The organism is Clostridium sp. (assembly GCF_050717545.1).
Taxonomy (GTDB): domain Bacteria; phylum Bacillota; class Clostridia; order Clostridiales; family Clostridiaceae; genus Clostridium_AD.
The window spans coordinates 22088-40829 of record NZ_JBOITN010000031.1 but is presented as its reverse complement, the minus strand read 5'-3'; the positions used below and the strand labels follow the sequence as shown (position 1 = coordinate 40829).

18 protein-coding genes and 1 riboswitch are annotated in these 18742 nt (G+C 30.8%); of the genes, 9 read left to right on the top strand and 9 right to left on the bottom strand.

Annotated features, from left to right (window positions below; all coding sequences use genetic code 11):
* Positions 1-88: 88 nt before the first annotated feature.
* The 4 genes from ACREVX_RS08820 to ACREVX_RS08805 all read left to right on the top strand — a co-directional run bounded on the left by ACREVX_RS08820 (position 89) and on the right by ACREVX_RS08805 (position 4626).
* Positions 89-1783 (top strand): peptide ABC transporter substrate-binding protein, encoded by a 1695-nt coding sequence (locus ACREVX_RS08820; protein ID WP_431543815.1) that lies wholly within the window; start codon positions 89-91, stop codon positions 1781-1783.
* A 291-nt stretch (positions 1784-2074) separates the two neighbouring features.
* Positions 2075-2656, top strand: a complete 582-nt coding sequence (locus ACREVX_RS08815; protein WP_431543814.1) for a 5-formyltetrahydrofolate cyclo-ligase — start codon at positions 2075-2077, stop codon at positions 2654-2656.
* 75 nt (positions 2657-2731) lie between these two features.
* Complete coding sequence (locus tag ACREVX_RS08810) at positions 2732-3460, top strand: HAD-IB family hydrolase (RefSeq protein WP_431543813.1); 729 nt, start codon at positions 2732-2734, stop codon at positions 3458-3460.
* A gap of 89 nt (positions 3461-3549) precedes the next feature.
* On the top strand, positions 3550-4626 hold the full coding sequence (locus ACREVX_RS08805; RefSeq protein WP_431543812.1) for a GGDEF domain-containing protein: 1077 nt from the start codon (positions 3550-3552) through the stop codon (positions 4624-4626).
* Between the two features lie 57 nt (positions 4627-4683).
* On the opposite strand, the gene ACREVX_RS08800 is transcribed toward ACREVX_RS08805, so the two are convergent.
* From ACREVX_RS08800 to ribD, 5 genes are all read right to left on the bottom strand, one after another.
* The gene (locus ACREVX_RS08800) at positions 4684-4989 is read right to left on the bottom strand and encodes a hypothetical protein (RefSeq protein WP_431543811.1); all 306 of its coding nucleotides are present in this window, start codon (positions 4987-4989) and stop codon (positions 4684-4686) included.
* 121 nt (positions 4990-5110) lie between these two features.
* On the bottom strand, positions 5111-5572 hold the full coding sequence (ribH, locus tag ACREVX_RS08795) for a 6,7-dimethyl-8-ribityllumazine synthase (RefSeq protein WP_431543810.1): 462 nt from the start codon (positions 5570-5572) through the stop codon (positions 5111-5113).
* A 66-nt stretch (positions 5573-5638) separates the two neighbouring features.
* Positions 5639-6841 carry a bifunctional 3,4-dihydroxy-2-butanone-4-phosphate synthase/GTP cyclohydrolase II gene (locus ACREVX_RS08790; RefSeq protein WP_431543809.1) on the bottom strand — a complete coding sequence of 401 codons (1203 nt, stop codon included), beginning with the start codon at positions 6839-6841 and terminating at the stop codon, positions 5639-5641.
* Between the two features lie 125 nt (positions 6842-6966).
* Positions 6967-7614, bottom strand: a complete 648-nt coding sequence (locus tag ACREVX_RS08785; RefSeq protein ID WP_431543808.1) for a riboflavin synthase — start codon at positions 7612-7614, stop codon at positions 6967-6969.
* Between the two features lie 43 nt (positions 7615-7657).
* Positions 7658-8755 carry a bifunctional diaminohydroxyphosphoribosylaminopyrimidine deaminase/5-amino-6-(5-phosphoribosylamino)uracil reductase RibD gene (gene ribD / locus ACREVX_RS08780; protein WP_431543807.1) on the bottom strand — a complete coding sequence of 366 codons (1098 nt, stop codon included), beginning with the start codon at positions 8753-8755 and terminating at the stop codon, positions 7658-7660.
* Positions 8756-9018: 263 nt separating this feature from the next.
* Positions 9019-9133, bottom strand: a riboswitch (FMN riboswitch).
* Positions 9134-9305: 172 nt separating this feature from the next.
* On the opposite strand from ribD, the gene ACREVX_RS08775 reads away from it, so the two are divergent.
* The 3 genes from ACREVX_RS08775 (at position 9306) to ACREVX_RS08765 (ending at position 11705) form a co-directional block, all read left to right on the top strand.
* A complete protein-coding gene (locus ACREVX_RS08775) occupies positions 9306-10106 on the top strand; it encodes an amino acid ABC transporter substrate-binding protein (RefSeq protein ID WP_431543806.1) in 801 nt (266 codons plus the stop codon).
* Between the two features lie 85 nt (positions 10107-10191).
* Positions 10192-10833 (top strand): amino acid ABC transporter permease, encoded by a 642-nt coding sequence (locus ACREVX_RS08770; protein ID WP_431543805.1) that lies wholly within the window; start codon positions 10192-10194, stop codon positions 10831-10833.
* Positions 10834-10964: 131 nt separating this feature from the next.
* Positions 10965-11705 carry an amino acid ABC transporter ATP-binding protein gene (locus tag ACREVX_RS08765; protein ID WP_431543804.1) on the top strand — a complete coding sequence of 247 codons (741 nt, stop codon included), beginning with the start codon at positions 10965-10967 and terminating at the stop codon, positions 11703-11705.
* Positions 11706-11830: 125 nt separating this feature from the next.
* On the opposite strand, the gene ACREVX_RS08760 is transcribed toward ACREVX_RS08765, so the two are convergent.
* Positions 11831-13369, bottom strand: coding sequence for a DUF4153 domain-containing protein (locus tag ACREVX_RS08760; RefSeq protein WP_431543803.1), 1539 nt, complete (start codon positions 13367-13369; stop codon positions 11831-11833).
* A 368-nt stretch (positions 13370-13737) separates the two neighbouring features.
* Between ACREVX_RS08760 and ACREVX_RS08755 the strand changes: the two genes are divergently transcribed.
* A complete protein-coding gene (locus tag ACREVX_RS08755) occupies positions 13738-14310 on the top strand; it encodes a phosphatase PAP2 family protein (RefSeq protein ID WP_431543802.1) in 573 nt (190 codons plus the stop codon).
* A 166-nt stretch (positions 14311-14476) separates the two neighbouring features.
* On the opposite strand, the gene thiI is transcribed toward ACREVX_RS08755, so the two are convergent.
* Together thiI and ACREVX_RS08745 are read right to left on the bottom strand one after the other, a co-directional pair.
* Positions 14477-15619: a tRNA uracil 4-sulfurtransferase ThiI gene (thiI, locus tag ACREVX_RS08750; RefSeq protein ID WP_431543801.1), complete on the bottom strand. Its 1143-nt coding sequence runs from the start codon at positions 15617-15619 to the stop codon at positions 14477-14479.
* 93 nt (positions 15620-15712) lie between these two features.
* Positions 15713-16855, bottom strand: a complete 1143-nt coding sequence (locus tag ACREVX_RS08745) for a cysteine desulfurase family protein (RefSeq protein WP_431543800.1) — start codon at positions 16853-16855, stop codon at positions 15713-15715.
* A 278-nt stretch (positions 16856-17133) separates the two neighbouring features.
* Between ACREVX_RS08745 and ACREVX_RS08740 the strand changes: the two genes are divergently transcribed.
* Positions 17134-18033 (top strand): DMT family transporter, encoded by a 900-nt coding sequence (locus ACREVX_RS08740; RefSeq protein ID WP_431543799.1) that lies wholly within the window; start codon positions 17134-17136, stop codon positions 18031-18033.
* Between the two features lie 108 nt (positions 18034-18141).
* On the opposite strand, the gene ACREVX_RS08735 is transcribed toward ACREVX_RS08740, so the two are convergent.
* A complete protein-coding gene (locus ACREVX_RS08735; RefSeq protein WP_431543798.1) occupies positions 18142-18738 on the bottom strand; it encodes a metallophosphoesterase family protein in 597 nt (198 codons plus the stop codon).
* Positions 18739-18742 lie beyond the last annotated feature (4 nt).

Genomic DNA, 18742 nt, shown 5'->3' with positions numbered 1-18742 from the left:
AAAAATATGTTTATTGCGTATAATACAGATTATAAATCGGTGCTTGCACCGATTTTATATATATATAAATTAAAGGGGGAATAATAAAATGATTAAGTCAACGAAACTTGCTTCACTTTTACTTGCGGCAACCTTCAGTATATCTTTACTATCGGGTTGCAGTAATAAAGACGCATCAGATGCTACTACACCGGGTGAAATACCACAAGTAATAACTTTCAATTTAGGTGCAGAATCTAAGACTATAGACCCAGCATTAAGTACTGCAGTAGATAGCGGCACTATAATAGGAAATGCTTTCGAAGGTTTAATGAGATTAGATAACAAAGATTTACCAATCCCAGGTATTGCTGATAGTTATAAAATGTCCGATGATGGTTTAACTTATACTTTCCATATTAGAGATGGCGCTCTATGGTCAGATGGTCAACCAGTTGTAGCTGGAGATTTCGAATATGCATGGAAAAGAGTTTTAACGCCTGCCACTGCTTCTGAATACAATTACCAACTCTTTTATTTAAAGAATGGGCAAGGATACAATGAAAGCGAACTTCCAGATGCAGATAAAACGGAAGGTATAAAACCTGCCACAATTGATGAAGTTGGAGTAAAAGCTACAGATGATTCAACTCTTGTAGTTACTCTTGAGAACCCAACAAGTTACTTCTTATCACTTATGGCTTTCCAAACATATATGCCAGTTAGAAAAGATGTAGTAGAAAATGATACTGCTTGGGCTACTAAAAAAGAAACTTATATCACTAATGGTGCATTCAAGTTAAAAGAATGGTTACCTAAAGATGTAATGACTTTCGTTAAAAATGATAAGTATTGGGATGCTGATAATATCAAACTTGATACTATAAACTATAAAATGCTAGAGAATGAAACAGCAGCACTTGCGGCATTTAAAGCTGGTCAAATGGATATGCTTAGGACTCCCCCCGCTTCAGAAATTCCTGGTCTTATAAAAGATGGCTTGTGTGAAATAACTCCTAACTTAGGAACTTACTACTACGCAGCAAATCTTACACCTAAAGCTTTAGATATAAATAAAGAAGCTGGTGAGGCTTTACAAAATGTTAAAGTAAGAAAAGCATTAAATCTTGCTATAGACAGAGTAGCTATAGTTGAAAATGTTTCCAAAGGCGGTCAAACTCCTTCAACCTCATTTGTACCACATGGTATGTTTGAGCCAGATGGTAAGGACTTTGCAAGTAAAGAATACTTCCCTGCAGCTGGAGATGTAACTAAGGCTAAAGCATTACTTGCTGAAGCGGGCTACCCAGATGGAAAAGGATTCCCTAAATTAACTTTACTATATAACACACAAGTAGGACACCAAAACATAGCTGCTGCAATTCAAGATATGTGGAAGAAAAATCTTGGAGTAGACATAGAGCTTAAGAACCAAGAATGGAAAGTATTCTTAAAAACAAGAAATGATAAACAATATATACTTGCAAGAGATGGATGGCTTGGAGATTACACTGATCCAATGACATTCCTTGATTTATTGGCATCAAGTTCAGGAAATAATGATCCAGGATACAAAAATCCAGAATATGATGCTAAAATTTTAGCTGCAAAAAAAGAAATTGATCCAGCTAAGAGAATGACTATCATGCATGAAGCAGAAGACATTCTTATGGAAAACATGGTTATAATCCCTATTTATGAATATACAAATACAATAGTTATAAGACCAAATATTAAGGGAACTCGTACATCACCTTTAGGCCAGACATGGTTCCAAAAAGCGTATGTAGAAGCTGCTAAATAATATTTAGTAAAATAATAAAATTCATTGCATAATTAAAAATGTCCTATAGAGTAGACTATGTCAAAGTCAACCCTATAGGGTATTTTTATGTATATTAGTAAATTTGGTAAATAAATATAAAAAATTAATAGATTAATTAATAGTTTTCGTTTTTATTATTTCCTATGAAATATTTTATACTACTTGACTAGTCTTAATATAGTTTGTGATATATAATTATATTATGCTATAATTTTTTTTATTATTAATGAGGTATTTTTCACAATTATAAATAATACCGAGGGGGTACTTATGGACAACAACAGCAAAAACACCTTAAGAAAAGATATGCTTTCTCAAAGGAAAAACATGAAAATACAGGATGTAAGTGCTTTTAGTAATAAAATTATAAACACAATTATTAGATTACCTCAATTTATAAAATGCAAGAACATCATGTTATACCTCAGTTTTAACAACGAAGTTGATACATTGCCTCTGGTCACTTGGTGTTTAAATAATTCTAAAACGGTAATAGCACCTTATTGCGTGCAGAAGACGCGAGAGATAATCCCTTTTGAAATAAATGATATTAAAACCGATGTTACTAAATCTGCTTTTGGTATTATGGAGCCAAAACATGATTTATTAAAGATGGTAAATATAAATGATATCGATTTAATCATAGTTCCTGGAGTATTGTTTGATAAACATTGCAATAGAATAGGTTTTGGTGCTGGTTACTATGATAGGTTTTTATCTAAAAAATCAAAAGATGCGATAACTATTGGTATAGCTTACGATAATCAAATAATTGATGAAATTCCAGCAGATATTTATGATGTGCCCCTTGATTTCATAGTAACCCAGGGCAGAATAATATATCCTAACTAACTATTAACACTTATTATAATGAAGCATATAATAAAAAAAGCCATATAAAAGTCTACTTAAATCGGAGGTGTACCTTTGGAAAAACGAATAGCTGCTTTCTTTGATATTGATGGTACTCTTTATAGAGAAGCTTTAATTACCGAAGTGTTTAAAAAATTGATAAAAAGTGAACTAATAGAAAATGATAGATGGTACAAAGAAGTAAAACCTTTTTTCGTCAAATGGGATAAGCGAATTGGTAACTATGATAATTACCTGCTCAAGATGGCTGATATATATTCTGAAGCTATAATTGGACTTCATAGGTCACAGATTGAGTTTATTGCAAAACAAATTGTAAAGCAAAAAGGTGATAGAGTTTATACCTACACCCGTGATATAATTAAATGGCATAAGAGCCAAGGTCATATAATTATTACCATATCAGGTAGTCCCATTGAACTTGTACGTGAAATGTCTATAAAATACGGATTTGATGATTATGTTGGGACCAAATACACATTGAATGAACATAATATTTACACTGGTGATATTGTCCCTATGTGGGATAGTATAAGTAAACAAACTGCCATAGAATATTTTGTAGGTAAATATAATATTGACTTAAATCAAAGTTATGCTTATGGCGATACCTCAGGCGATTTTAACATGTTAAAGTTAATTAGTAACCCAACAGCAGTAAATCCCACCAAAGAACTACTATTAAAAATTTTTAATGATGACGAATTAAAAAACAAAATTAGTATAATGCTAGAAAGAAAAGATGTAGTTTATAGTCTGCGTCCTGAAGATATTAAAATTTAATGTTCACTTGTTTTTGAATCTACTATATAATATTATATAGTAGATTTTTAATTTTAATATATATACTTATTCTTGGAAGGAGTTATCTAATGTTAAGGGATTTATTTATAAATGGTATGATACTAATTTCCTTCATTTTTATAAATAGTCAAGTATTTAAAAGAATTTTTCTGAATTTATCACTCTCCTATAAACAAAAGTTTTTCTTTGGCTTGTCACATGGAATTCTCGGTATTATTTTAATGTTATTTACTGTCCGCATTACACCTGTTGTAATTCTGGACTTTCGTCATATTCCCATATTGCTGGCTGCTCTTTATGGTGGTGGATCAGCTTCAATTATTGCTGGAATTACAATTGCAGTATTTAGAATTAGTTACTTTGGTATCACTAGTACCTCCCTAATAGCTTCTATTAACATGTTGAATATTGCTATCGCTTGTATTTTAATATTGAAATTAAATATAAATCCATTAAAAAGATGGATTTACCTAAACTTTATAAGTGCTTTAATTATGACTAGTACATTTTTATTGATTATTAAAGATACAATAATACTCCACAATACACTTGTTTATTTTTGGATAGCATCCTGTATAATTGGAACTTTGTCATATCATATATCAAATTATATGAATATTTCAATTAATCAACTCAATAAATTAGAGCAAGAGTCAACGTTAGACTTTCTTACTGGATTAAATAATGTTAGGCAATACGATAATGCGCTGACTCGGTCGTTTGTGGATGTTAGAATTAATAAAGAACATTTGTCTATTCTTATTATAGACATTGATTTTTTTAAAAATGTAAATGACACTTATGGGCATTTAGCTGGTGATAGCGTATTGCAACAACTAAGTACTGTATTATCTACATCTAGTAGAAGTTTTGACATTATATCTAGAATTGGCGGAGAAGAATTCTCTGTTATTTTACCTGATTGTCCAAGTTCGCAAGCGTTAGAAGTTGCAGAACGTTTAAGATCCGCTGTAGAAATTCACGAGTTTATTTTACCAGATAAGCTTAGCATTAATTTAAACATTTCTATAGGTGCTGCTACCTACCCTGACAACGTAACCACTCTAGAAAACCTGGTAAGTCAAGCTGACATTGCATTATACTCTGCCAAACGTTCTGGAAGAAATAAAGTATGTCAGCCATAATGTTTTCTCTATAAATAAAAATGAATCAGAATAGAAGTTACAAGCTTCAACTCTGATTCATTTTTTATTAGTAAAATTTTTTTTAGATATTATTGAATATATAATCCATAAAACTAACAAACATATAAATGTCATAACTGTTATAATATCCTTAAACACTGGTAACCCCTGTCCCAGAAAAACTCCAAACAACATTATCCCACCCATTGAAATTAAAACAAGCTTATTTACTTTTATATACTCCGTTTTATTTACGCCCTTATATTCCCCTCTATATTTGTTATCAAAATTTAGTCCAGCTATAATAGCCACTATACCTGTAACAATAAATATAATACTAAACACACTCTCACCAAGTCCCATTTTAGCTCCGCCCCACTCTTCTACCTACTCTTTAGTAATATTATACCATAAGAATAGCCCAAGGCGAAATCGCCTCGCCCCTGCGCTTAGACCATAGGTTAAATTCCATACGTTTTTGCCCCTAAATTTCTCTTAGTAAATTTGCCATTTCTATTGCTGTTACTGCAGCATCATATCCTTTATTACCTGCCTTTGTTCCTGCTCTTTCAATTGCTTGCTCGATATTTTCAGTAGTAAGTACTCCAAAAATAACTGGAACTCCTGTTTGTAATGTTACAGATGCAATTCCTTTAGTAACTTCGCCAGCTACAAATTCATAATGGGATGTAGCCCCTCTTATTACTGCTCCTAAACATATTACACCATCATATTTGCCAGACTTAGCCATCTTTTGTGCAACAAGTGGTATCTCAAATGCACCAGGTACCCATGCAATTTCCACACTTTCTTCCTCAACACCATGACGTTTTAATCCATCTAGTGCTCCTGATAATAATTTTCCACCTATAAATTCATTAAACCGTGCTACTATAATTCCAAATTTTAAACCCTCAGCTATTAATTTACCTTCATATACTTTCATTTCAAATCCTCCTATTAATTTATATTTTTTTAGTTCTTAATTAAATTCATCTCATGCGCAACTGCTTTATTTCAAATCTAATAAATGTCCCATTTTTTCTTTTTTAGTTTGTAAATAAAACTTATCTTTTTCATTATGATTCATTTCTATAGCTACTCTTTCAACTATCTCAATACCATAACCTGAAATTCCTGTTATTTTTTTAGGGTTGTTAGTCATTAGTCTTATTTTCGTAGCACCTAAAAGTTCTAGTATTTGAGCTCCAATGCCGTAATCTCTCATATCTACTGGGAAGCCTAACGCTAAATTTGCTTCTGCGGTATCCATTCCTTCATCTTGAAGATTATATGCCTTTAGCTTATTGATTAATCCTATTCCACGTCCCTCTTGTCTCATGTAAAGTAGAATACCACTTTCTTCTTTTGATATAGCTTTCATTGCCGCATCATATTGTTCTCCACAATCGCATCTTATAGAACCTAGTGCATCACCAGTAAGACATTCAGAATGTACCCTTACAAGTACAGATTCACTTTTTTTTACATCTCCTTTTACTAATGCTACATGATGTTCTCCATTCAACTTATTTACAAATCCATATATAGTAAATTCTCCGTATCTCGTTGGCATTTTAGCCTCAGTAACCATTTCTACAAGGCATTCAGTTTTTCTTCTATATGCAATTAAATCTACTATAGTAATTATCTTTAAATCATGTTTTTCAACATAATCCATAAGTTCTGGCACCCTGGCCATTGATCCATCATCATTCATAATCTCACAAATAACCCCTGCAGGATATAATCCAGCAATTCTTGCTAAATCTACCGCAGCCTCCGTATGACCGCCCCTATTTAGTACTCCACCTTCTCTTGCAGCTAGTGGAAATACGTGACCTGGTCTATTAAAATCTTTTGAGGTGGACTCTGGATCCAAAACCCTTAATATAGTAATAGCTCTTTCAGCAGCTGATATTCCTGTAGTAGTACTTGTTGCATCAATAGATATGCTAAACGCAGTTCCATGTACATCAGTATTGTTTGCAACCATAGAATTTATATTTAGCTTTTCTAATCTTTCTTTAACTATAGGCATACATATAAGTCCACGTGCATATTTCGCCATAAAATTTATATTTTCTTGACTGGCCATCTCTGCTGCTATAATTATATCTCCCTCATTTTCCCTGTCCTCGTCATCCACTACAACAACCATTTTACCATTTTTAATGTCTTCTAAAGCTTCTTCTATAGTATTAAATTTATACATTTTCTCCAACCCCTTATTTAACAACTACAAGTGCTATATTCATAACTCTTGTGATGTAATATCATTTGCTTTGAACTACACTGATGTCTGTATATTAAATCATCTCCTGAGGAGCTGAAATGTCGTTAAAATCCATTTTCATCTAAAAAATTTTGACTAATAGATTTTTTTTCTTTTGGACTATCTCCATATATAAGTAGCTTTTCAATATATTTTGCCATCATATCACACTCAAGGTTAACTACGTCACCAGTCTTCTTAATCAATAAAGTAGTTTCACCCTTAGTGTGAGGTATAATTGATACTTTAAAAATATCTTCATTAACATATGCTACAGTTAAGCTAATTCCATCAATTGCTATTGAGCCTTTATGTACAATATACTTTAATATATCCTTTGAAGTTTCAACAGACACCCAGGTGGCGTTTTCCTCCTTGGTAAGTTCTATAATAGTTCCTACTCCGTCAATATGGCCACTTACTATATGACCTCCTAGCCTATCACTAGCCATTAATGCTCTTTCCAAATTAACATAAGAACCAGACTTTAATTTGCCTAAATTACTACTTCTGATAGTTTCTGCCATTACATCTACGGCGAAGGTGTTTTTATTAAACTCTGTTACTGTAAGACACACCCCATTGGTACTTATGCTATCACCAATCTTTAACCCACTCATGATTTTTTCAGCTTTTATAGTAATTCTTGCGGACCTCGCAGCTTTTACAATAGACTTTATCTCACCAATTTCCTCAATTAATCCTGTAAACATGTTATCACCTCATTTATTTTAATTTTAATTATCAATCTAATTACTAAGATTTACTTATATATCCTTCTATCATGATGTCTTCATCAAAGGTAGAAACCTTAGTATCCTTAAGTTTAAAGGCATCACTCACTCGCTCAATTCCCTGACCTCCTACTGGAGTTTTACCACAAGTCCCTCCAAATATTTTTGGAGAAATAAACGAAATAACTTTATCAACTATTCCTTCCTCAAGAGCGGAATAATTTAAAGTACTTCCACCTTCAAGCAATATACTATCTATTTCCATATCACCTAGGACGCCCATTAAATAGACCAAATCTACCCGGTTGTTCTTACATGGAGTTACAATAACCTGGGCGCCCTTTTCTTTAATAGCGCAAATCTTAGTATCACTTGCAAGCTTAGTTGTAACTATAATTGTTTTCGTTTTATCATCACATGTAAGTACCTTTGCATCTAATGGCACCCTTGCCGTGGAATCTATGATTATTCTTATTGGATTTTTGCTAGTTTTGCCTCCTCTTCTTGTAGTAAGCCCAGGGTCATCACTTAAGACAGTGCCAATACCAACCATAATTCCAGATACCAACTGCCTTAATTCATGCACATATGATCTAGATTTTTGATTACTTATCCACTTTGAATCACCAGTTGAAGTTGCTATTTTACCATCCAGTGTCATAGCAGTTTTTATAATGCAAAATGGTTTTTTATTAGTTATGTATTTTATAAATATCTCATTAGTATTTTCTATTTCCTTGTCCATTATGCCCTTAATAACTTCTATACCATTATTTTTTAAAATTTCTATCCCCTTACCTGCAACTAATGGATTAGGATCTACCATTCCAACTACAACCTTAGCTATTTTATTTTTTACTATAGCCTCAGCGCAAGGTGGCGTTTTACCATAATGTGCACAAGGCTCCAAAGTTACATATATTGTTGCACCTTCTACATCCTGCGTTGCATTTTTAAAAGCATTTACTTCTGCATGAGGTCCACCAAAATATTCATGATATCCTTCACCTATTATTTTATTATCTTTTACAATAACGGCTCCAACAAGTGGATTAGGATTTACAAAACCCACCCCCAGCTTCGATAATTCAAGCGCTCTTGCCATATAATAATTGTCCAATTTATCACCCCTAATTATATAATTGTGGTACTAATCTTCCTAGAAACTCTTTTCCTGATAAACACTATTTTAGCAAAATAAAATTATTGAACGAATAAAAGCCCTGAAAACAATGTTTTCAGGGCTTAATAAGCTACTTACGCATTTAGTTCCTCATCACCTTGTGGCAATGTTTACTAAATACATTTGAACTCAAAACACAAAAGCATTTATTAACTATAATTCTTGTTAATAAATAAAAATCATCTATATTTATCATCGTTCTTCTCCTTCTCTCATCCAGACTTTACTGTCGGCTCTGGAATTTATACCAGATCTACCTTTCGGTTCGCGGGCTTTACCGCCGGTTAGGAATTACACCCTACCCTGAAGGATTTATTCAATTTTCAAATTTATAATAACACTTTGTTATTTTAGTGTCAAGTTAATTATATAAAAAAATGCAACTAATCAGAATATTGAATATAGTATTATTTTCGGTTTTTTGCTTTACAAAGTTAATACGATAAAGTAAAATGATATTAATAGGATTTATAAAGGGGTGCTTAATATGAAAATTAAATTCAACTTATTAATGGTGGCAATACTTTCAACTGCTATTTTAGCTGGGTGTAGCAGTAAACCGGCAGTCGATAGTTCTTTAGCTGATTTAAAAGAAAAAAAAGAACTTGTAATTGGGCTTGATGATAATTTCCCACCAATGGGTTTTAGAGATGATAAAGGTGAAATTGTAGGGTTTGATATTGATATGGCGAAAGAAGTAGGTAAGAGGTTAGGCGTTAAAGTCACCTTTAAACCTGTAGAGTGGGACGGAGTTATATTAAGTTTAAATAATAAAGATATTGATGCTATATGGAATGGACTCACTATAACAGATAAAAGAAAAGAACAAATTGCTTTTTCTAAAGTATACCTTCAAAATAAGCAAATAATTATTGTGCGCAGTGATTCGACTATAAAAGGTAAAACTGATTTAAATGATAAAAATGTAGGACTTCAATTAGGAAGCAGTAGTGAAACTGCCCTTGCTAAGGACACGACTCTTACTGATTCGTTAAAAAAGGTAAAAAAATATTCAAACAACACAGAAGCACTATTAGATTTAAATGCAAAAAGAATTGACGCTGTAATAGTTGACGAGGTAGTTGGAAGATACTATGTTAATAAAAAACCAAATGATTATAAAATACTTGAGGAAGATCTTGGAGTTGAAGATTACGGCGTAGGTATTAGAAAAAATGATATAAACCTTACTACTGAAATAAATAAACTACTTGAAGAAATGAAAAATGATGGCACATCCAACACTATATCTCAAAAGTGGTTTGGTAAAGATATAACTTTCAAATAATAAACTACTGCTCAAACATTCCATATAAGTAATGTTTGAGTAGTAATAATCATAATAATGTAATTTTTCAAAAGGAGTGTTATACTTGGTTGATTTTTTAGACGTTACAACATATATTTTAAAAGGAAGCATATTTACAATAGAATTATATTTCGCAACAATAATTTTTTGTATACCACTTGGAGTAATAGGTGCACTAATTAAAGTTTCAAATTTAAAGATACTTGGCAAAGTTGTCGACTTTTATACTTGGTTATTTAGGGGAACTCCTTTACTTCTTCAACTATTTTTCACATATTTTGGACTACCTATTATAGGTATTAGATTTTCTCCTTTTATGGCTGCTGCTCTTACTTTTTCCTTGAATTACGGAGCATATTTTACGGAGATATTTAGATCTGGTATTCAGTCCATAGATAAAGGTCAATATGAAGCTGCCAAAGTACTGGGAATGAACTATAAACAAACTATGTCAAAAGTAATACTTCCCCAAGCCTTTAAAAGAATAATCCCTCCCACTTGTAATGAAGCAATTAATTTAGTAAAGGATACTGCTTTAGTCGCCGCTATTGGATTACAAGATTTATTAAGAGCTGCTAGAGAAGTTGTAACTAGAGATTTTACAATCACTCCTTTTTTTATTGCCGCAATTATATATTTACTATTTACATCTCTCATTGTGATGGCTTTTAGAAAGCTTGAAAAGAAATATTCAATATACGAATAGAATGAAAACATTATAGTCTCCCATGTAACAAAAAAACTTTTAGCTGTCAGGATGCAGGTGTGGTACATATTAATTAATATTTTATATTCACAAAACATAAATGTTAATAGGAATTGAAGGATGGTGCTAGTATGGATTTATTAAAGATATCAAAAATAAATAAAAGTTTTGGTGAAAATAAAGTTTTAAAGGACGTCTCCATAGATCTAAAAAAAGGTCAAGTAATATCAATTATTGGCCCTTCTGGCTCTGGAAAAAGCACTCTTCTTAGGTGCATAAGTGGACTTGAACATATGGATAGTGGCAAGATTGAATTTAGAGGCATCACTATTGCAGAATCCAAAAATAAAATCACTAATCTGGAGGCAATTAATGCTTCTAAAAAGATAGGAATGGTTTTTCAAAACTTTAATTTATTCCCTCATAAAACTGTTCTAGAGAATATAATTGAAGCTCCTATTCTAGTAAATGGCATATCTAGAAAAGAAGCTATAACGGTTGCAGAAAAACTGCTTTTAAAAGTAGATCTAATAGACAAAATTAACGCTTATCCCTGTACCCTTTCGGGTGGACAACAGCAGCGTATTGCTATCGCTAGGTGCCTTGCGATGAACCCTGAGTTAATTCTGTTTGATGAACCAACTTCTGCATTAGATCCTAGACTAGTTGGTGAAGTATTGAAAGTAATTAGAGATCTTGCCCTTGATAAAATATCACTAATGGTAGTTACCCACGAGATGCAATTTGCAAGGGAAATATCAGATAGAATTATTTTTATGGAAAATGGAGAGATATTAGAAAATTCTACTCCAGAAATATTATTCACAAATCCTGAGCATGAAAGAATAAAACAATTTTTGAGTTTGTCATAAAATAGCATTTAGAGAAAGCAGTAAGTCTAATTAAGTAGATTTGCTGCTTTCTTTGCTAATTTATACGACAATAGCTTTTAATTCCCGGGAAATATACTTTTTTAACGAATGTTGTGTAAATATATTTAATTTATAGCCTTTTTAGACCTATATTTAGAATAATTAAATTCATACCAAGATGACTCCTTTGATAATTCTTTCTTTATATCAGATAGATATATATTAACCTCACTAGAAACTTCTTCGTTAGAATCATTTTTTAGCTTTATGATTTCGACTGTAGCATCATAAGATAAGCTCTCTAGATATAATACATCAATTTTTTGAGTTTTATAATATATATCAATGTTTTTTTGCGCTATTACTTTATCTACATTAATATAATTTAACACTATATACATAATCAAAACAGTTATCAATAAAACTTTATTTACCGGAACCTTTCTATTCCATATTCCAATTAGAGCTATTATAAATAGCAAAAACAACATAAACATAAATATATGAACGAAAATTCTTAAATAAGTAAATCCATAAGTTTGTTCATATAAGGACATCTTATAATGAGCTGAAAATAACATATTCATTGTAAACCCTACAAGTAGCGTTAATAATATATTAGCTATAATGCTAATTGTCTTATTATCCTTTTTAATAAATTTCATGCTGCTAAGTAATATTGTAAAATTAATTATTGTAACTGCAAAAAGCTCAAAGAAACCTTTTCTTGCATATTCTGAATAAGTGAAACCACTGGGAAGAAAGCTAGTATCTCCACCATAAAGATAAGAAAACTGTACTATTGAAAATAAAAGATATACTATATTTATCATAAAAATAACTGTGAGCATACTTATTGGCTCCCACTGCAAAGTCTTTTTATTATATTCCTTGTGCTTACAGGTATATTTAAAACTCCATATATATGAAAATGAAATTAAGAAAATCGCCATAATAACTAAAAAGTGACTCATTGTATTGCCTATATTTATATTTTCAAATGCTCTTGAAAAATTCATTAAATAGTTCTTAAATACCATATCCGCCGATGTTAATAAAACTATAATAACAATTAGAAGTGGTATAGAAATAATTAATCCTCTTAAAATATTTTTATTTGTTGAATTTTTTTGTTTTTTACCTTTTAAAGTTATACTCTCTTTGATAAATATAAATGGTTTCCAAATATTTTCCGGGATTTTTTTAAAAACCCTAGTGAAAACTTTTCTCACCAATTGATCGTACTCCCATTTTCTATCTCGATATCTAATTAATAAAGTGCTTATGACTGTAAGTAAGAGTATCATAACCCCATTCAAATAATTCAAAAGACTATTTGAATGGATAGAATAATTTATTGCCAGTAGTAAGATAGGAATAATCATAATAAAGTCAATGTTTCTTATAGATCTAACCTTTTCCCTAATACTCCATAAGAAAAACCCCATAAACATTACATAGAAAATAACAACAGATATGCCAACCTGTTTAAAGCTAAACAAACGATCATAAATTATTGCTAAACCAAATGCTATACAAATAGTAAGTATTTTCTCGCTTGCGCTAATTTTAGAATCTATCTCTTTTGTTTCCTTTATACGTTCTTCATTTAATAATTTCATATTACATTTTTCAATATTACTTAACACATGTTTCTCTTCCATTTCATTCCCCTCCAAAATTTCAATATTCTTCTTTTTCTTAATAACATTTACTACAATTTCAATAATACTACTATATTAACTATATATCAATACATTTTTATTGTTTATCAATATTTTTTTTATTTTAAACAATATATTTTTTTCAGCATTACCTTTGTATAATTAGCTAAAAATTATAATTATAATTGTTTGAAATTCCTTAGCTTATCCCCAGGAAGAATATAAATGTATCTTTTAATAAAGCCTTTTGATATAATATTAAATGATATAATAATATTATCTAATTGAATTTTGGTATGTTTTATTAAAAGCAATGTTTATAAACATGTCGATGCTTAATGTAATATAGAAAGGATGATTGATTTAAAATGCCTTATTATTTAGCAAATTCTATGAATTTGGGATGGGATAAATTCTTTATTGTTTTATCGATATCATCAGACCCAACTTATCAGATTTTAATAACTCTTTTTGTTTTCGTTATATTGTACCTATTAAATAATAAATTAGAAGCTATTTGCTCTGTATTTAATATCGGATTCACTGGTCTTACTAACTTGATACTTAAAAATACAGTTAAAAGATTTAGGCCCCTAGAACCATGGTTAATGGAAGCTCATGGCTATAGTTTCCCAAGTGGACATTCTTCCATCTCTACCGCTATTGGTATAGTTCTTATTTACTTCATAATCAAAGGAATAAAAAATAAAAAAGTTGCATATATACTTAGTGGTTTTATATTTTTATATCTAATTCTTGTGGGAATTAGTAGAGTTTACGTTGGTGCACACTATCCAACAGATGTTCTTGGTGGATGGTTTATTGCTGCAGTGTGGTCATATATTTCTATCACTATTTATAAATATTGCAAGCAAAAAGGTATAGAAAAATTTTTAAATAAATATTTTACTATCAATATTAAGAGACTTAAAAATAAATAATATATATTTAAGATAAACACATAAAACAAAAATACATCAGATAAGTTATACTTATCTGATGTCTTTTTTTATACTATCATTCATTTAACTGTATTACCCTTTTGATTTTTTTCTGCGTTGTATCTTTTGTATCCTTTTAACCAGATACTAATTAACATTAATATATTTATTTATAAATTTCCATATCCTCAATAGCTTTCTCAACTAATTTATCAATATCTAAAACTGATTCAGACTTAATTATCTCAACTAACCTTGGTTTTGTTTTTGGATGTTTAGGAACAAAAATAGTACAACAATCCTCATAAGGTAGAATTGAAGTTTCATATGTATCTATCTGCCTTGAAACATCTATAATATCCACTTTATCCATAGCTATTAGCGGTCTAAACACTGGTCTATCAGAAACATCATCACTTACTACAAGGCCTTCCATAGTTTGACTAGCTACTTGTCCTATGCTTTCCCCAGTAGTTACTGAATTTATACCATACTTTTCAGCTAGTGCACAAGCGAGTCTCATCATAAATCGTCTCATAATTATTGTTAATTCGTCTTCCCTGCACTTTTCTATAATTTGCATTTGAATTTCAGTAAAAGGAACTACGTATAATGTTAATTTTCCAGTATATTCTTTTAGTATGTTTGTTAATTGCTTTACCTTATCCTTTGCACGTTCACTAGTATATGGATGGCTATGATAATAAACTGCATGAAGTTCTACTCCACGCCTTGCCATCATGTAACCTGCAACAGGAGAATCTATACCTCCTGATAACATAAGCATAGTACTCCCATTCACCCCATAAGGTAATCCTCGAACTGCCTGTATTCTTTTTGAATATATATATGCCATATTTCTTATTTCAACATTTATAACACACTCTGGGTTATGTACATCAACACTAACACTATCATTGTTTCGTAATATATGTCCCCCTACTTTTCTACTTACATCCATTGAACCTGGGGTAAAACTTTTATTTGCCCTATTAGTTTCTACTTTAAATGTTTTAGCAGGATTACCATCTAGTTCTAAAAGTGCTTGCTTTTCAATAGCCTCAAGGCTCGCTTCAACCTGAGTAACCTGACAAACCTCCATTACTCCAAAAACATTTTTAACCTTTTCTATAACTTGCTCCATAACATCTGAGGATATAAACCATCTTCCTTGGTCTTCAACAAACTCGTATTCTAATCCTTTAATTGAATTTTTTATATTGTCTTTAAGTTTTTTTTCAAATTTACCTCTGTTTAGCCCTTTTAAAAATATCTCCGGGGCAAATTTTACAAGTATCAATTTTTTCATCTTCTCGCACTCCTCTACTATTTATAACATATGCCTTAATCATTAGTAGTTAAGACCATCCTAGAATATATTTACTATATTAGAATCTTTTAATTATCTTTTATTTAGTTTTCTCAAAAACTTTAATATTTTATTCAATTCGATTATAACATAGTCTACCTCATCCTTAGTATTATATTCGGAAAAACTAAAACGCACAGTTCCAGCTTGCTCCTGCGAAGTTCTTCCAAGAGCTTTTAATATTTCACTGGTTTTATGACTTTTAGAAGAACATGCTGAACCTGTAGAAACATAAATCCCTTTATCTTCTAATGAATGAAGTAAAACCTCACCCTTAACTCCAATAAATGAAACACTTAAAATATAAGGTGTAAAGTTATCGCTTAGATCACTATTAATTTTAATATCTTCTACACTTGCGAGACTTTCTATGAAATATTTTTTCACATCTAAAACTTTATTGAAATTATCTTGTCTGTTTTTACATATAATTTCAACTGCAGTTTCAAATCCAACAATCCCTGCAACATTTTCTGTACCAGATCTTAAATTTCTTTCTTGCCCACCACCACTTATTAAACTTTTAGGTATAAGTCCTTTCCTTATGTATGCAAACCCAACTCCTCGTGGTCCATGTATTTTATGTGCACTAGTAGATAATAAATCAATATTAGATTTTTGTACATCAATAGGAAGCTTTCCATAACTCTGCACTGCATCTACATGAAATTTAACCCTACTACTTTTTTCTTTAATTAATTTACCTATAAGCTCAATATCCTGAATTACTCCTACCTCATTGTTAACGTGCATTACACTAACAATTTGTGTGTCACGAGTTATGCTACTTATTAGCTTGTCTACATCGACTCTACCATTGTCGTCTACATCAATATAAGTAACCTTTACTCCTGACTCTTCTATTGCCTTAAAGGTATTTAAAACACTTGAATGTTCTATTTTTGTAGTTATTATATCAGAAGCGATTTTAGAAAATCCCTTTATAAGAAAATTATTACTTTCACTTCCTCCTGATGTAAATATTATTTCCTCACTCGTAGCATTTATGCTTTTAGCTATATTTGCTCTAGCACTCCTGATTTTTTTCTCGGCCTTAAACCCTAACCCATGTGCTGATGATGGATTTCCATAATAATCTCTCATAGCACTACAAGAAACCTCAATAACTTCCTCATACGGTTTTGTTGTTGCACTATTATCTAAATATATTTCCATGTTTTTATATCTCTCCTCGTTATATCTAGTGATATCTCTGTATACTAAAATATCTGCATTAATTCTTATTAATTCACTCTACTTTATTTAATTATAAATATGTTAATATTCAATGTCAATGGATATAAAAGAGAGTAGATGTATCTACATTACATGTTCTAAACTATGAAAAGTATTAGAAAGTGTAGTTCTCTCAAATTTTGATTTAGGTTAATACTTACTTTTGTGATAAAATAAATTTATTATCCAAATTATTATTTTTTAAAGGAGTTCTAATTATGAAAAATACAGGCAAAAAAAAGAGCATCCTCGCGGATGTGTCCTTGCTACTCGTAGCACTTGTTTGGGGTGGTGGATTTATAGCAGTTAAAGGTGCTTTAGATAGTGTCTCGCCTTTTTATATAGTAGCATTGCGTTTTGGCATTTCTGTTTTAATTATGTTATTAATTTTCAGAAATAAAATTAAACTTATAACTAAAAGGGATTTGAAAATTGGGACTATGGTTGGCTTTCTTCTGTTTTTAGGTTTCGCAGCTCAAACCATTGGTATGAAATATACAACTGCTGGTAAAAATGCTTTTTTAACTGGAACTAATGTTGTTATTGTACCCTTCTTGTACTGGGCTATTAGCAAAAAAAAACCAGATGTTTATTCTCTAATATCTGCTTTTCTATGTTTTGTAGGAATAGGTTTGTTAACTTTGGGCAGCAGGATGCATTTTAGCATCGGAGACAGTTTAACCTTATTATGCGCAGTATTTTTCGCAGCTCATATAGTTGCTGTTGGGTTTTTCGCTAAAAAAGTTGATGTTATTATATTAGTAATAATACAGTTAGGGTCAGCTGCAGTGTTCTCAATTATAGCTGCTTTGATTTTCGAACCAAAACCGCAACCATTAAACTTAGATACAATACTTGCAATCGGTTATTTAGGAATTTTCAGCACAATGCTTGCGTTTCTAGTACAAAATGTAGCTCAAAAATATACTACCGCCTCGCATGCTGCTATTATTTTATGTCTAGAGTCAGTTTTTGGTTCTATTTTATCAGTAATAATACTTGATGAGATATTTACTCCAAAAATGGTTTTAGGGTGTTTAATTATATTCATCGCAATTATAACAACAGAGACTAAATGGGATTTTTCAAAAAGAAAGAATATTTCTAACCCTATATAATGTCGATAAAAAAGAAAAAGTATATATTACGCGTATTGCAATATGATTAATGCATTATACATAATATATACTTTTTCTTACCCAAAAAATATTTAATAAGTTAATTTATTAAACATCAATAATATGATATTTAAAAGCATTTACAAGTGTAGTAGTGTTATATATCATTTTTCTTTCACCTCTACCATACTGTAAGTGTTGGTGACCGTAAAAGAAAAATTTTGGAGAGTATTTGTTTAAAATATCAATAAACACTTCAAAACCCTTATGGCAACGATCTTCTCCATCGCCCATTCCTTTAGCGGGTGAATGTGTTACTAATATATCCACACCTTTATTTTTCCATAAAGAAAATTTCAACTTCTTAAGTCTTTTTTTCATATCCTTTTGAGAATATTGAAAAGGGCCCTTACTATAGTCAACAGATCCTCCAAGGCCCAATATTCTAATGTTCTTATATACTAAAATCTTATCATCAATAGGAATACATCCACCTGGCGGTTTTTGTAAATACGATCCATCATGATTACCATTAACATAAATTACGGGTGCTTTAATCATATCAGCTAGAAATTCTAAATAATCTGCTTTTAAATCTCCACAAGAAATTACAAGTTCAATATCTTTAAATTTTTCCTGGTCAAAATGTTCCCAAATATAATCATCTTCAACATCTGAAACTAATAAAACCTTAACTTTAATCACCTAC